Annotated in this window: 13 protein-coding genes; 3 read left to right on the forward strand and 10 right to left on the reverse strand. The window is 68.1% G+C overall.

Annotation, left to right across the window (positions count from 1 at the left end):
- Window positions 1–3: 3 nt before the first annotated feature.
- The 3 genes from WG898_RS05950 to WG898_RS05960 are packed head-to-tail and all read right to left on the reverse strand — an operon-like array spanning window position 4 to window position 3021.
- A complete protein-coding gene (locus WG898_RS05950) occupies window positions 4–714 on the reverse strand; it encodes a YdjY domain-containing protein (protein WP_339601844.1) in 711 nt (236 codons plus the stop codon).
- On the reverse strand, window positions 711–1742 hold the full coding sequence (locus WG898_RS05955) for a methyltransferase (RefSeq protein ID WP_339601845.1): 1032 nt from the start codon (window positions 1740–1742) through the stop codon (window positions 711–713). Before WG898_RS05955 ends, WG898_RS05950 begins: the two co-directional genes overlap by 4 nt.
- 40 nt (window positions 1743–1782) lie before the next feature.
- Window positions 1783–3021 carry a radical SAM protein gene (locus WG898_RS05960; RefSeq protein ID WP_339601846.1) on the reverse strand — a complete coding sequence of 413 codons (1239 nt, stop codon included), beginning with the start codon at window positions 3019–3021 and terminating at the stop codon, window positions 1783–1785.
- On the opposite strand from WG898_RS05960, the gene WG898_RS05965 reads away from it, so the two are divergent.
- Both WG898_RS05965 and WG898_RS05970 read left to right on the forward strand, forming a co-directional pair.
- Window positions 3014–3721, forward strand: a complete 708-nt coding sequence (locus WG898_RS05965) for a hypothetical protein (protein ID WP_339601847.1) — start codon at window positions 3014–3016, stop codon at window positions 3719–3721. The two genes, WG898_RS05960 and WG898_RS05965, sit on opposite strands and share 8 nt — an antisense overlap.
- Before the next feature lie 4 nt (window positions 3722–3725).
- Complete coding sequence (locus WG898_RS05970; protein ID WP_339601848.1) at window positions 3726–3995, forward strand: DUF3303 domain-containing protein; 270 nt, start codon at window positions 3726–3728, stop codon at window positions 3993–3995.
- A gap of 79 nt (window positions 3996–4074) precedes the next feature.
- On the opposite strand, the gene WG898_RS05975 is transcribed toward WG898_RS05970, so the two are convergent.
- The 6 genes from WG898_RS05975 to WG898_RS06000 all read right to left on the reverse strand — a co-directional run bounded on the left by WG898_RS05975 (window position 4075) and on the right by WG898_RS06000 (window position 12464).
- Window positions 4075–4707: a PEP-CTERM sorting domain-containing protein gene (locus WG898_RS05975; RefSeq protein WP_339601849.1), complete on the reverse strand. Its 633-nt coding sequence runs from the start codon at window positions 4705–4707 to the stop codon at window positions 4075–4077.
- 51 nt (window positions 4708–4758) lie between these two features.
- On the reverse strand, window positions 4759–6402 hold the full coding sequence (locus WG898_RS05980; RefSeq protein ID WP_339601850.1) for a thrombospondin type 3 repeat-containing protein: 1644 nt from the start codon (window positions 6400–6402) through the stop codon (window positions 4759–4761).
- Between the two features lie 263 nt (window positions 6403–6665).
- Window positions 6666–7706 (reverse strand): AraC family transcriptional regulator, encoded by a 1041-nt coding sequence (locus tag WG898_RS05985; protein WP_339601851.1) that lies wholly within the window; start codon window positions 7704–7706, stop codon window positions 6666–6668.
- 14 nt (window positions 7707–7720) lie between these two features.
- A complete protein-coding gene (locus WG898_RS05990; protein WP_339601852.1) occupies window positions 7721–9280 on the reverse strand; it encodes an FGGY-family carbohydrate kinase in 1560 nt (519 codons plus the stop codon).
- Window positions 9277–10848: a glycerol-3-phosphate dehydrogenase/oxidase gene (locus WG898_RS05995; RefSeq protein WP_339601853.1), complete on the reverse strand. Its 1572-nt coding sequence runs from the start codon at window positions 10846–10848 to the stop codon at window positions 9277–9279. The genes WG898_RS05990 and WG898_RS05995 overlap by 4 nt, the downstream gene beginning before the upstream one ends.
- Window positions 10845–12464, reverse strand: coding sequence for an FAD-binding oxidoreductase (locus tag WG898_RS06000; RefSeq protein WP_339601854.1), 1620 nt, complete (start codon window positions 12462–12464; stop codon window positions 10845–10847). Before WG898_RS06000 ends, WG898_RS05995 begins: the two co-directional genes overlap by 4 nt.
- Window positions 12465–12599: 135 nt before the next feature.
- On the opposite strand from WG898_RS06000, the gene WG898_RS06005 reads away from it, so the two are divergent.
- A complete protein-coding gene (locus tag WG898_RS06005; protein WP_339601855.1) occupies window positions 12600–13142 on the forward strand; it encodes a GFA family protein in 543 nt (180 codons plus the stop codon).
- Here WG898_RS06005 and WG898_RS06010 read toward each other — a convergent pair.
- Window positions 13139–13888, reverse strand: coding sequence for a substrate-binding periplasmic protein (locus WG898_RS06010; RefSeq protein WP_339601856.1), 750 nt, complete (start codon window positions 13886–13888; stop codon window positions 13139–13141). The genes WG898_RS06005 and WG898_RS06010 overlap by 4 nt on opposite strands.
- Between the last annotated feature and the right edge of the window lie 3 nt (window positions 13889–13891).

Below are 13891 nucleotides of genomic sequence, written 5' to 3' on the forward strand. Positions count from 1 at the left end.
CCATCACTTGGCGCCGCTCGCCAGTTCGACGACCAGTTCGATGGCCGTGCCGACAGGGGGCACCATAGCATGGCCTCGTACCGATCCATAGGCCCCGATGCCGATGGGCGCAGCGGCTTCAATGATGCTGCTGGCGTCATGCACGAAGCCAATCAAGGTGCCGGTGTCATCGGCCGCGAAGCGCGCATTGCCTTCCGATACCGGGGAGCCGGTGTAGACCCATTCGACCGAATCGGGCTGCACGCCGGCGTCCGCATTGAGCAGCGCCTGCGCGGCCGAGACCTGGCGCCGCTTGCCGCCCTCCGACCAGGCAATGAACAGGGCGACGCGAGCGCCGACCAGGCGTGGCACCTGCCTGTACTGGCGCCAGGGCACCTCGTTGGCGTCGCGCTCAAGGCCGAGCAGGATGCAAGCGAGGTTGAATTCGCTGCCACTGGCGTCGAGCTCCAGCATGGTTTCGTAGGCCTTCAGGCCGCCCGGGCTGGTGGCAAGGTATTCGAGCGGCTTGCCCAGCACATGCACGCGGCCAGGCACGCTGAAGCGGCCGGCGCGCTTGTCCACGACGATGCGCCCAATCTGAAAACGGTCCTGGCCCAGCGGCCTGAGTTCGCCCACACGGCTTGCCGGCGTCTGCGCGCCACTGAGCGTCGCGGACCAGCCGAGGGTCAAGCAAGCGGCGAGGGTCAGCAGGCCCCGGCGACGCCTCATCATCATGATTGCTTTACGCCCAGCACGACCCGGTGCGGCATCGGCGGCGGCAGTGGCATCATGCGTGTGTCGCCAAATCCACATTCCGACATCCAGCGCATCACGTCCGCGTCGGCGTGCACACCGCCGTCGGCGGCGGTCAGCATCATGTTGAGGCCGAACATCGCGGCGAAGCTCGGATGGCTGCCGTCGGCATCGGTGAACACATCGCTGACCACCAGCAGGCCGCCGGGGTTCAGGCAGTTCGCGGCACGCTCGATCAGGCGGCGGCAGGCAAGCTCGGATTCACGATGGAACATCCCGGACATCAGCACAACATCCTTGCCCGAGCCGAAATCGGCGACGTGGTAATCGCCGTCGCGCAGGCTCACGCGCTCGCTCGCCCCCGCAGCGGCGACGAGCTCGCGCGCAACCGCTGCGACACCGGGCAACTCAAGCACCTCGGAGTGCAGGCCGGGAAAACGCTCGGTGAGCAGCACCGAGTAGGTTCCCGGCCCGCCACCGACGTCGAGCATGCTGCTGCGGCCGCTCAGATCCAGCATGCCCACCAGGGCGCGGGCGATGCCCTGGGCACGCTCATGCATGGCCTGCACGAAAGCGCGCGTGCGCGCGGGGTCGTCGCCCAGATAGGTCTGCGCGGGAAGTGCCGGCTTGCCGCTGCGCAGCGCTTCCTCAAGGCCACCCCAGGTCGCGTAGAGCTGATCGCTGTAGCGGATGACGTTGCCCATGAAGCCAGGGCTGCGCGAGACCAGGAATATGGCGGCGACCGGCGCGTTGTCGAAGCGGCCGGAGGTTTCCGTGAGGAAGCCAAGCCCGACGCAGGCACGCAAGAACAGGGTCGTGCTGCGAGGGTCGAGTTGCAGCCCGGCTGAGACCTCCTCGGCAGAGCGGGCGCCATCGGCAAGAAAGTCGAAGAGTCGCAGCCGGTTCGCCGTCAGCAGCGTCTGGCTTTCCCAATACGCCGTGCTCATCCGCACGATCAACGATGCATCCGGCGCCGTTGCGGCGGGCTGCGCGTTCTGTGTTACGCCCATGAGTTTCCCTCTTTGGTCGAGTTGCTAGACAACGGACGTCTCACGCGGGCGCTAGCTGCGCATGACGATCGAGATCGCACTCAAGCTGCATATAGGCGCAGCGATGGCACATAAAGCCGTCCGAGACCGCGAGCCCATGCCGCTTGCGGATCGCCTGGTAGCCGGCGCTCAGCGTCTCGAAATAGTTGCGGATGCGGGCGTGGTAGTCGGCCCGCTGGCGGCCGCCGACCGGCCAGACGAGCGAGTAGATCGGGATGATGCCGCGGCTGCAGAGGTCTTGCGCGCCTTCAAGGGCGATGCGCGCGGCCTCCTCCCATTCCAGGCCATGTTCGGGCTCGAGCTCGATGCCGGCCACCATGGCCGAGTAGACGTTGCCGCGGCCCCAGTGGCGCACCGCGGTCTCGAGCGCCGCTATCCATCGGTGGTAGCCCACATAGCGGTTCTTGCCGGGGCAGACCTTTGCAAACAGCGGCTCTGACCACATCTCCAGATTGAAGCAGACATGCTGCACCAGCTGCTCGGCGTGGAACTGTGCAATCAGGTCGTCGGGCAGCGCGCCGGAGCCGAGCGCGACCGGGATGCCGCGCGTGTTCACCTGCTTCACGTAGCGCGCAAGCTGCAGGAAGCGCTCGCCTTCCTTGCGCGCGTCGGTGAGCGACCCGCCCACCAGGTAGATGTGACGGATCTCGGTCTGATCGATCACGGCGCGCAAGGCCTCGCTCATGCGCTCAAGCGTGGGTGGCGGAATCTCGACCTGACCCGTCTTCTGGCCAAGATGCACGGTGCGTTCATCGGGCGCGCCATAGGCACAGAAGCCGCAGCGCATGGACACACCATCGTGCTTGTGGAGGAAGTACTCACAGCCCGGTGCGACGTTGATCACCAGCATGTCACCGTGCGTCGTCACGCCCGCTTGCGCGAAAGGCATGCCGTCCGCCGTCTTCTGCGTCAACCATGGCCGCAGCGGTTCGAACTCGATCGGCACGCGCTGGCCATCGCGATCGTCGACCAGGAGATAACCCTGTTGTGAGTCGCCTTCCACATGCCATGGCGAGTCGCCATTGCCCAGGATGCGGATCTCGGTGCCATCCGCCGTGTTGATCAGATAGGGGATGGCGGCGATCCCTCGGCCGGTCGGGTCATGCTCACCCTCCTTGAAGCGGTAGGGGTAGTAATTGGGCATCGAGTGCAGGGCCGCCTGGCCTAGCGCCGCCGTGTAGCGGATCCCCTCGCACATCACACGAACCTTCAGCGCCGGCGAGCCTGAGAGCATGATCATGTCGGCAATTCCCCTATTCCAGCGTGTTGCGTCCCCTGGGAAAAATCGGACCGAGCCGTCCATGGGGAAGTTCTACTATGGTGCCATGATCATGCCACGAACAAGCGGCCGGGCCGCGCTAATTCTCGCTGCAGCCATTTGTGTGCCGCTGCTCCCTTTCGCCGTTATCGGCGAACTGCCCGGCGAGCGTTGGCTGTCCGCCAACGACGCCAATTCCCTGCACTTCGCGCTGCTTGGCGCCGGCCTGCTTGCGGCCGATGTGCTCTTGCCCATCCCGTCCAGCATCGTCGGCACCATGCTTGGCGCGCGCCTCGGTTTTGGCGCGGGTTGCGCTGCAGCGTTTGCCGGCATGATGGTCGGGCATTGCCTCGCGTATGGAGCAAGCCGCCATCTGCTGCGCGCGCGCATGGGTGCATTACCTGATGCGCCGACATTGGCTGCCTTATTCCTGAGTCGGCCCGTGCCGGTGCTGGCGGAGGCGCTGACCTTCGCCGCCGGCGCGGCACGCCTCAGCTGGCCGCAATTCCTGATGAGCTGCGGCGCAGGTAACTTGATCTATGCTGGCGCGCTCGCGCTGAATGGCTCCCAGCTGCTGCCCGGCGATCCGCTCGGCCCCGGCCTTTTGCTGCCCATGTTGCTGCCGGTTGGTGGATGGTTGATCTGGCGCAAGCTTGGCCGTGGCAACAAACCTGGAGACTGACGCCATGCTGTTCCTTCTCACCAATCGAACCCGCCCCGATCTGACTGCCGCGCAGTACGGCGAACTCGCCGCGCTTGCGAAGCAGTTCTACGCGGCCATCCCTGCCGATGTGAGCCTGCGCGGCGAGTGGGCCGCCATCGACCAGTCGCATAACTACACGTTGTTGGAGGCGCCCGACATCGATGCCGTGCGCCGCCTCCAGGCCCCGTTCGAGCGCTTTACCGAGACCGTGATCGTGCCGGTGACCGCCATTTCCGGGTGGACGGCCAGCTGACGCTGCCGGCCCGGCTCGCAGCCATGCAATAAAAAGGGCCGGCAGTGCCGGCCCTTCGGTTGACGGACAAACCGCCGGTTCAGGCGCAGGCGTCCGAGCGGCGACGCTTGCGGGCCGCCATACCCGCTGCCAGCAGGGCCACCCCGGCCAGGCCATAGCTGGAAGGTTCCGGCACTTCGCACTTGCCGTTACCCACGCCTATGCAGGCCGAGCCGATCGCGACATCCAGGCGGGCGGCATTCAGGCCGACGAAGAGGCGTTCGAAATCTGGATCGGGTCCGAGCGAGATCTTCGTCACGCCATCGAAGGCCCCCAACATCGTGAACGAGCCCAGCACGAAGTTATCGGCCTGACCCGCGGCCATGGTTGCATCGTCTAACCAGGTGTGGGCGAAGATGCCAAACTCGGCCGCAGTATTGACGTCCTCGTCGTAATACTCATCGCCAGGGGTGCCCAGGTTTAGCGCACTGCGCATCGAGCTGAAATCGGCCATGGAACGCGTGGCCGCGGTGCTAGAGAACATGAAGTTGAGGTCCACTAAGGACAGGATCTCGGCGCCCAGGCCGCTGATGGACACGTTGATGACCACCGAGTCGCCGATGCCGATATGCGAGGTGGAGGGCGCAAAGCTCACAACGACGCCCGCGCTGGCCGGCATCGACACGCACAGGGCGGCCGCGGCCAGGCTGATGGAGGAGAGTAGGGCTTTCATAAACGATACCTTTCAATGTTTGGATGTGAGAGGTGTTGAAGGCATCTGTTGTCAGCTCGTGGCGCACTTGGCGCGGGTGCACTTGAGCGTGCAGGCTCGCACGTCAAGGCCGGTGATCTTGCCGTCGCCGTCCGCGTCACGCTTGTCGCCGGCTACGGGAACCTGGCCGACGCCGGCGCGAATGAGCAAGATGTCCACGGAGTCGATATCGCCGTCGCCATCCACGTCGCATTTCGCGATCGGGGGCTCGCAGGCGTCGCCGATACCGTTGCGGTTGCTGTCCTTCTGGTCCGGGTTGGCAACGGTCGGGCAATTGTCAACAGCGTCGCAGACGCCGTCGCCATCGGTATCAACGCAACCACCGCCGGTGGAGCGCTGCAGAACAAGCAACTGATACGATTGATGCGACCAGGTTTCCCAGGCGCCGGGGGAGCCGTTGCAACCGAAGTAACCATTGGCGCATTGCAGTCCAATGATCTGGTGCGCATAGTCAAAGTACTGGCCCTTGGGCTCGCCGGCGTAGAAGCCAACGCCACCAGCTCCAAAACTGGCCGGCCTCGCCACCAAGGCGGGATCCTTGTTTTCCTGGCGCACCACGCAAACCGGCAGACTGCCAGCAGGCAAGGTGCCGAGATCGTTCGGGCCGATATTGCCGGCGGCCGGGGCGATGGCCGACTTGCGGATCAACTCCATGCCCTTGAACGAACTCCACAGGTAGTAGGCCCATGAGTTGCCCGGCCAGAAGTTGCCGAGGCTGTCCAGGTCCTGCCAGCGATAGCGGTTGCGCAGCCATTCAAGGTATTGCTGCACCATCGGCGTGTTGACGGTCGAACCGCCGAACAGCTGGATATACACGCCCGAGGCCGTTTGCTGCAGCGACGGGTTATAGGACTTGGCGTTGTAGCCATGGCCACGTTCGCTCGCCGTCATGGTGGCGCAACTGCCGTTGTCCGATCCGGTCTTCGCGTTCAGTTCATAGGCGTTCTTTGCGAGCAGCAGCGCGGCGTCGATCGCAGCAACCCGGGCCGGGTCGGCGAAGGGGGCATCGCCGCTCTTGGCCGACGAGTAGAAGGCCTTGGCCGAGGCGAGGCCGGCGACGACGAACTGCGTCGTCGACGAGTCTTCGCAACCGCTATTCGTGTAGCACCAGTAGCCCTGGTTGATGGCGGCCGGGTAGCCGGTGGCCGCCTTGCGTTGGTTCGCCAGTGAGCGATCAACCAGTCTGTCCATGGTCTGCTTGATGGTCTCATAGCCCGGATTCCCCGGCGCGAGCACGCTCTTGTCGGGCCCGTCGGTCAAGGCGTATTCCGCCAACGCGAACATCCATGCGCCATCGCGGTAGGCGTAGAAGGAGGTGTCGTTGGCCCGGTCCAGGATGTACGCGGCCGCTGTGCGCAGGCGACCCTGATCGGTGGCGCTGGCGCCGATATAGCCCTGAGGGGGGTCGGTGGCGATGCCGCTGGCGCGTTTTTCGAGCAGTACCAGCATCGGCAGGCCGGATGCGTCGCCCGCCGAGCTCGGATTGCTGAAGGCGCCAGCGGTGGCGAGGTAATTGATGCCTCGGTCAATCGCTGTGGAGACGTCCATCTCGAACGGGGTGGCGGCCTGCGCCGCCCCCGCGGTACCAATCGACAGCAGCGCAGCGATGGCCGCGCGCAAGACTGGTGTGTTCACAGGGCTGAGAAATTTCAACATAACAGTCCTTTCGGAAACTGAATTGAACTCAACTGCGCGCGACCCACCCGGGCAGCGCACCTGACAATCGTCCAGGCGCGGCACAAGCCGCCAAGCCTCCCCGTCGCCGATAGAAGGCAAAGAAGACATCTAGGCTGAGCAATTTTCGCGCCACTTGAAAAGATGCTTGCAAAAACAGCGGCTTAGATTTCGCGCGCGCCGGGCATCGGAGGTAGATGTAAAAAAATCCGACGTTCCAACGTGGCTATCGCCTTGACCTGTCTCTAGACGGCCTGCCCCCGCCATTGCGCCGGCGTGCAGCCGAACCAGGCGCGGAAGGCATGGTTGAAGCTGCTTTGCTGGCGAAAACCAAGCAGAAAGGCCACCTCTGTGAGCGAGAGCCCGGGCTCGCGCAGATAGCGCTGCACCAGCTCGCGCCGGGTCTGATCCACCAGTTCGCTGAAGGGCGGGCTGCCGGCCTCGGCCAGCTTGCGCTGCAGCGAGCGGGCGGAGAGATGCAGAGCCGCCGCCACCTCGGCCAGCGAGGCGCGCTCATGCATCAGCTGGGCCTGGATGCGTTCGCGCACCTGGCCAACGATGGCCGGGCCTTGCCTGGCCTCGCGCTCGCGCGATAGCAGGCGCTCATGGGCCAGGCGCTCCAGCGCGGGAAAGAGGCTGGTGTCGGCGTTGGCGATCTGGGCGTCCAGCAGCTGGGCCGGGAAGCGCAACTCGTTGGCCGCGGCCCCGAAGCGCACCGGCACGCCCAGCAGGGTTTCGTAGTCGGCCTGCGTCAGCGTGTCGGGCCGGGCGTGGGTGAAGCCGATGTCGACGCCGGGCAGATCGCGCCCGGCCAGCCAGACGGCAAAGCTGCGTATGCCCACCAGCACGCTCTCGGCCAGGTGGCGGCCGCCCGGCAGCGCCAGCCAGGGCGAATGCCAACGGTAGCTCGCCAGCGGCCCCTGCTCGATGATCTCCGAGCGGCCCAGGTCATGGGCCAGGCCCTCGAAGCGGCAGGTCTGCGCGGCCGCGCTGCGGAAGTCGGCGCAGGTGCACAGCACCAGGCCATAGCCTGCAAAGGTGGCCAGGCGCATGCGCGCGCCCACCTGCAGGCCGAAGGCCGGTTCGTCCAGCTGCGCGGCGGCGCAGTCCAGCAGGGTCAGGTATTGCCTGACGCTGAGCGTGGCCTGTGGTTCCTGGGGCAGCGCACAGCTGGCATGCAGGACCGCCATGTCGGCGCCCAGCTCGCGCGCCGTCTCCAGCGCGGTGGCGGCATAGGCGCCGGCGACGCGGGCATGTTCGAGGGTGGGCAGGCCATGGGTGGACATGGCCGAGAGTATGCCTAGGGCCGCAGCACCTTCTGCAGCTGCGCATAGAGCGGCTCCAGCCGCTTGTACATGCGCAAGTAGGTGCCGCGGTAGAGCTCGTCGTAGAGCCGCCGATGCGCGGGGTTGGGTTCGAACTGGCGGCCGATGCGCGTCATCGCCGCCACCGCGCTGGCGTAGTCGCTGTGCAGGCCCAGGCCCACGGCGCTGGCGATGGCCGCGCCCAGGCCCGAGGTCTCGAAGGTGTGCGGGCGCGCCGCCGGCAGGCCGAAGATGTCGGCGGTGAGCTGCATCGCGGCGTCGGACTGCGCGCCGCCGCCCGAGACGCGCAGCTGGGTGATGGGCACGCCGCTGCGCTTCTCGATGCGCTCCTTGCCCTCACGCAGCGCATAGGCCAGGCCCTCGAGGATGGCGCGGTAGAGATGGGCGCGGGTGTGCACGTCGGAAAAACCGATGATGGCGCCGCGCGCGTCGGGCCCGGGGTGGCGGATGCCGGGGGTCCAGTAGGGCTGCAGCATCAGGCCCTGCGAGCCTGGCGGCACGGCGGCCACCAGGCGGTCGAACAGGGTCTCCACCGCCACGCCGGCGGCCTCGGCCTGGGCCAGCTCGGGGTGGCCGAACTGCTCCTTGAACCAGCGCACCAGCCAGAAGCCGCGGAAGATCTGCACCTCGCAGTTGTACTGGCCCGGCAGCAGGGCCGGGTAGGGCGGGATGAAGGGCGAGGCCTCGACATAACGCGGCGTGGTGATGTCCACGGTGGCGGTGGTGCCGTAGGAGATCGCGGCGATGTCGGGCCTGATGGCGCCAGCGCCGACGATCTCGCAGGCCTTGTCGGCCGCGCCCGCCAGCACCGGCAGGCCCTGCGGCAGGCCGGTGGCCTCGGCGGCCTCGCGCGAGAGGCCGGCAATGGTTTCGCCCACCGGCAGCAGCTCGGGCAATTGCTCGCGCCGCAGCGCCAGGGCCTGCCATTTCCAGTCCCAGTCGGGCGCCCAGCGCTGGCCCTTGAAGTCAAAGGGCAGGTAGCCCACCTGCGAGGCGATGGAATCGGCATAGCGGCCGGTGAGCTTGTAGTTGAGCCAGCCCGACACCAGCAGCACCTTGTGGGTGCGCGCCAGCAGCGCAGGCTCGTGCTCGGCCATCCAGTTCACCTCGGCCTCGTGCATGAAGTAGTCGATGGTGTCGCTCACGCCGGCAAGGCGAAAGGCGCTGCGCCACAGCGCGTTGATGGGCCGCGTGCGCGTGGCGCGGCGCTGGTCCAACCAGGTGATGGCGGGGCGCAGCGGCACGCCGGCGGCGTCCACCGGCACCAGGGTGCCGCGCTGGGTGGTGACCGCCATGCCCTTGACGCGGGCCAGGGCCTCGGGGTGGGCGGCCAGCAGCTGCCGGCAGACCAGGGCGCTGGCCTGCCAGAAGCCCTCGGCCTCATGCTCGTGCCAGCCCTCGTGATGGCTGATGTAGTCGCCGAAGGCATGCTGGGCCTTGCCCAGGATGTTGCCGCGCAGATCGATCAGCAGGGCGCGCACGCTTTGCGTGCCCAGGTCCAGGGACAGCAGCAGGGGCTCGGTGGATGATGTCATGGCAGGCAGTAGCAACGTTGGATCAGGGCCAGGTAGCGGGCGCATTCTTCATGCCAGCGCCCATCATCCCAGTGCAGTTCGGCCTGCACCAGGGCGCGCCATTGCGGCAGCAGGGCCTCGCCCCCGCGCGGCAGCAGCAGGCCCAGGCGGGTACGGCGCAGCAGCAGATCGTCCAGATGCGCCACGCCCTCGGCGCGGCAGGCCCAGCGCAGCTCGGCCAGGGCGATGCCGGTGTGGGCGATGGTCTGCAGCTCGCCGGCCTGGGCGCAGGCCAGCACCGCGGGCGCGCGTGCGCCAAAGCGTGCCAGCCAGCGTTCGCGCAGCGCCGGGGTCAGGTCTTGCAGGGCTTGGGCCGTGCTGGCCGGCGTGGGGTCAAAGATGCGGGCCGGCGCGGCCAGCCCGGCCAAGGCCGGGACATATTTGACCGCTTGGCGCAAGGCCAGCAGGGCGGTGGAGCGAAAGGTGGTGAGTTTGCCGCCGGTGACGGTGATCAGCCCCTGTTCGTCGACGATCAGATGCTCGCGCGGTTCCTTCGAGGGCGCCACATGCTTGCCCGATGCCACCACCGGCCGCACCCCGGCCCAGGTGGAACAGACATCGGCGCGCGTGAGCCCCAAGGCGGGGAAGGCCTGCTGCATGGCGCCCAGCAGGTAGTCGAACTCCCGCTGCGTGATGCCCGGCTCCTGCGCAAGATCATCGCGGTGATCCACATCGGTGGTGCCCACCAGGGTGGCGCCCTCCCAGGGCAGGGCATAGACCGGCCGGCCATCCTCGGGGTGGTAGAAGGTGATGGCCTGGGCCACCGGCAGCCGCCAGTCGGGGAACAGCAAGTGGCTGCCGCGCAGCGGGCGCAGCAGCGGCTTCGCACCCAGGCTGCCACGCAAGCCATCGGCCCAGGCGCCGGTGGCGTTGACGACGCAGCGGGCCCGCACCGTCAGGCGGCCGCCGTCCAGCGCGTCGACCAGGCAGGCGCCGGCTACCTGCTGCGCCTCGCGCAGCAGGCTCTCGACGCGCAGATGGTTGAGCAGCAGCGCACCATGCGCTTCAGCCTCGGCCAGCACGCGCAGCACCAGGCGGGCATCGTCCACCTGGGCGTCCAGATAGCTCCAGCCGCCCAGCAGGCCGGCGCCCTGCAGGCCCGGCGCCGCCGCCAGCAGCGCGGCTGCGTCATGCCATTGGCGGCTGCGCTGGCCGGCCAGGCGGTCGTACAGCGCCAGTCCCAGGCCCAGCTTGCGCCGGCCATTGGCATCGCCGCGCCGCACCGGCAGCACAAAGCGCAGCGGCGTCACCAGCCCCGGCGCGTCGCGCAGCAGGGCCTGGCGTTCATGCAGCGATTCGCGTGTCAGGCCGATACGGCCCTGGGCCAGGTAGCGCAGGCCGCCATGCACCAGCTTGGACGAGCGCGAGGAGGTGCCGCTGGCAAAGTCCCGGGCCTCCACCAGGGCCACGCGCAGGCCGGCGCGCGCCGCCTCCAGCGCGATGCCGGCGCCGGCAATGCCGCCGCCCACCACCAGCAGGTCCAGCGGCGCGCCGCCGCCCAGCAGGGTCAGGTCTTGCTGGCGATTCATTCGGCGTCCTGCGGCAGGAGGTTGCCGCTCGCCATCACGCCCTGCGGATCGAAATGCGCCACCAGCGCCCGCAGGCCCTGCATGCCGCGCGCGCCCTTCTCTTGGGCCAGATAGGGTGCATGGTCCTTGCCCACGCCATGCTGGTGGCTGATGGTGCCGCCGCTGGCGACGATGGCCTGGCAGACCGCGCCCTTGAGCGCCTGCCAGCGCGCCCAGGCACTCTCGAAATCGGGGCCGATGCGAAACACAAAGGTGCTGTAGACGCTGGAACCCTGGGCATAGACATGCGAGAGATGGGTGTAGGCATGGCAGCGCTCGCCCAGGGCTGCCAGCGCCTCGCGCCCGGCCGCCTCGATGGCCGCCATGGTGGCCGGCACGCGCGGCCAGTCCACCGCGGTTTCCATGGTGTCCACCGCATAGCCCTGGGCCCACAGCGCATTGCGCAGATAGACGCCGCGGAAGCGGTTCGCCTGCCATTTGGCACCCAGCAGCGTGCCGGTCGAGACGCCACCATGGCGCTTGAGGATGGCGCGCGCCTGGGCCTGCATCGCCGCCACCTGGGCCTTGCTGCCGGTGAGGCCCATCATCAGCAGCACTTTTTTCTCGCCGGCCGCGCAGCCGCGCAGCGCCAGGTAGCGCTCCAGCCAGGCGATGGCCTTGGCATGGCCGGCCAGGCGCAGGGTGGTGAGGGTCTCGATCGGGTTCGAGAGGCGCAGCATCGACAAGCCCAGGCGCGCCTGCGCCAGCTCGCGCGCCGCCGCCTCGCCCGCGGCCCAGCCGGGCAGGAACACGCCCACAAAGCGCTCGCATTCGGGCAGGCGGTGCACACGCACGGTGGCCTCGGTCAGCACGCCCAGCCGGCCTTCCGAGCCCAGCACCCATTCGCGCAGATCGGGCCCAGCGGCGCTGGCCGGGAAGGTGGGGATGTCCAGCGTGCCGCAGGGTGTCTCCAGCCTGCCGCCGGCAAACATCGCCTCAATGCGGCCGTAACGCGCCGATTGCTGGCCCGAGCTGCGCGTCACGATCCAGCCGCCCAGGGTGGCGTATTCAAAACTCTGCGGGTAATGGCCCAGCATCCAGCCCTGGGCGCGCAGCTGGGCTTCAAGGTCCGGCCCGGCCACGCCGGCCTGGAAGGTCGCCAGCTGCGAGACGGTGTCCAGCTGCAGCAATTTGCGCAGGCGCGTGAGCATCAGCGTCAGCACGGGTTTGTCTGGATGCTCGGGCGGGCTCAGATGGCCCACCACGCTGGTGGCGCCGCCGCAGGGAATCACGATCGCGCCCACCGCGGCGGCCCAGTCCAGCAGTTCGCGCACCTGGGCCGAACTCTCGGGCCAGGCCACGCCATCGCTGACGCGGCCTATGCGGCCAAAACGCAGGCGCAGCCAGTCGCCCATGCTCTGGCCGAAGCTGGCCTGCAGTCGGTGCTCGGGCGCGCTGCTCACCAGCGGGTGCGGCGGCAGGCGCGCCGGCTGCGCGGCCACCTGGGCCAGCGCGGCCTCCAGTGCGGCGTCCTGCGGCGCCTCGCTGGCGCCGATCTGCTGGCGCAGAAAGGCCAGCGCGTCGGGGTTCAATTCGGCGTTGATGGTGTCATCGCCCCAGCCATTCCAGCGTCGCATGCTTGTCCCTTCGTCCTCATGGATCTGCCAGCCGCAAGCATAGGGACTCGCGCCCCGGCTGGCTTGCTTCTTGATGCCATGGTGCTTGCGCGATCGCGCCAGGGTGCGAAACTCCCCAGCCACCGGAGCCTTGTCATGCCACTGAAAGCCCTCTCCAAGCCGCCAGGGCCCAGCGATTTCCCCGCCGAGGGCGGCTGCGACTGCCGCGCGGTGCGCTACCGCCTCGCGAGCGCGCCGATGTTCGTGCATTGCTGTCATTGCCGCTGGTGTCAGCGCGAAACCGGCTCGGCCTTTGCGCTCAACGCCATCATCGAGGCCGACCGGGTGCATGCCCTGGGCCTGGCGCCCGAGCTGGTGAACACGCCCTCGGCGAGCGGTGCGGGCCAGCTGATCGCGCGCTGCCCGCGTTGCCGGATCGCGCTGTGGAGCAATTACGGCGGCGCCGGGCCTGCGCTGCGCTTCGTGCGCGTGGGCACGCTCGACAACCCCGACCTGCTCGGGCCCGACGCCCACATCTTTACCGCCAGCAAGCAGCCCTGGCTGCAGCTCTCGGGCGCGGTGCCTGCCTTTGCCGAATACTACGAGCGCGAACGGCTGTGGCCGGCCGCGAGCCTGGCCAGGCGCGCCGCCCTGCAGCCGCTGATCGACGCCTACCAGGCGGCGCTGCGGCGCGGCTAGCGCCGCCCGGCCAGCCCGTGCCGCAACTGCTCGGCAACCTGCTCCCACCAGGCTGGCGCGCGCGCCAGCAGCTCCGGTGGCGCCTTCTTGCTGAAGCCCAGGTAGATGTCCATATTGGCGAAGGGATGGGCCAGCACCTCCAGGCGCGACTCGGTGCCGGACCGCGCGACCTCGTACTCCTCACGCATCACCAAGGCCAGATCGATGCGCCCGGCCGCGAGCTTGCGCAGCAATTGCTCGGCAGTGAAGCTGAGATCGTCGATCTCGATCTCGGCATGGCTGCGTAATGCATTGACCAGCAGGGGGACGCCGCGTTTCAGACCGACACGCTGGACGCGCGAAAACCGGCCGCCGTCCCAATCCGCCGGGCTGCCGCGCCGCCTGATCAGCACAAAGTCCACACTGAGCACGCGGCGTTCCGGGTCGAGCTGGCCATGGCGCAGCGGCAGCTCGAAGTTGGCGGTATCGGCGCTGGTGAAGGAGGCGATCAGCACATCGAACTTGCCCTGTTCGGTTTCAAGCCGGCAGCGCGCGGCGGGCATGCGGGTGATTTCGAGCTCGCCCAGCCCGACGTTGCGGGCGGCCTCGCGCACCGGCGCCTCGAGCCGGGCAAAGCGCTCCCGCGCGCTGGCGGACTCCACTTCGACGTTCAGTATGGGGGCGCACATGCGCAGCGCCTGCAGCGCTGGCGAGCTCAGGCCCAGCAGCGCGAATACCAAGCTGGCAATGAGGTGGCGTGGCAGCATCGG

The organism is Paucibacter soli (assembly GCF_037482845.1).
In the GTDB taxonomy this organism is placed as follows: domain Bacteria; phylum Pseudomonadota; class Gammaproteobacteria; order Burkholderiales; family Burkholderiaceae_C; genus Paucibacter_B; species Paucibacter_B soli.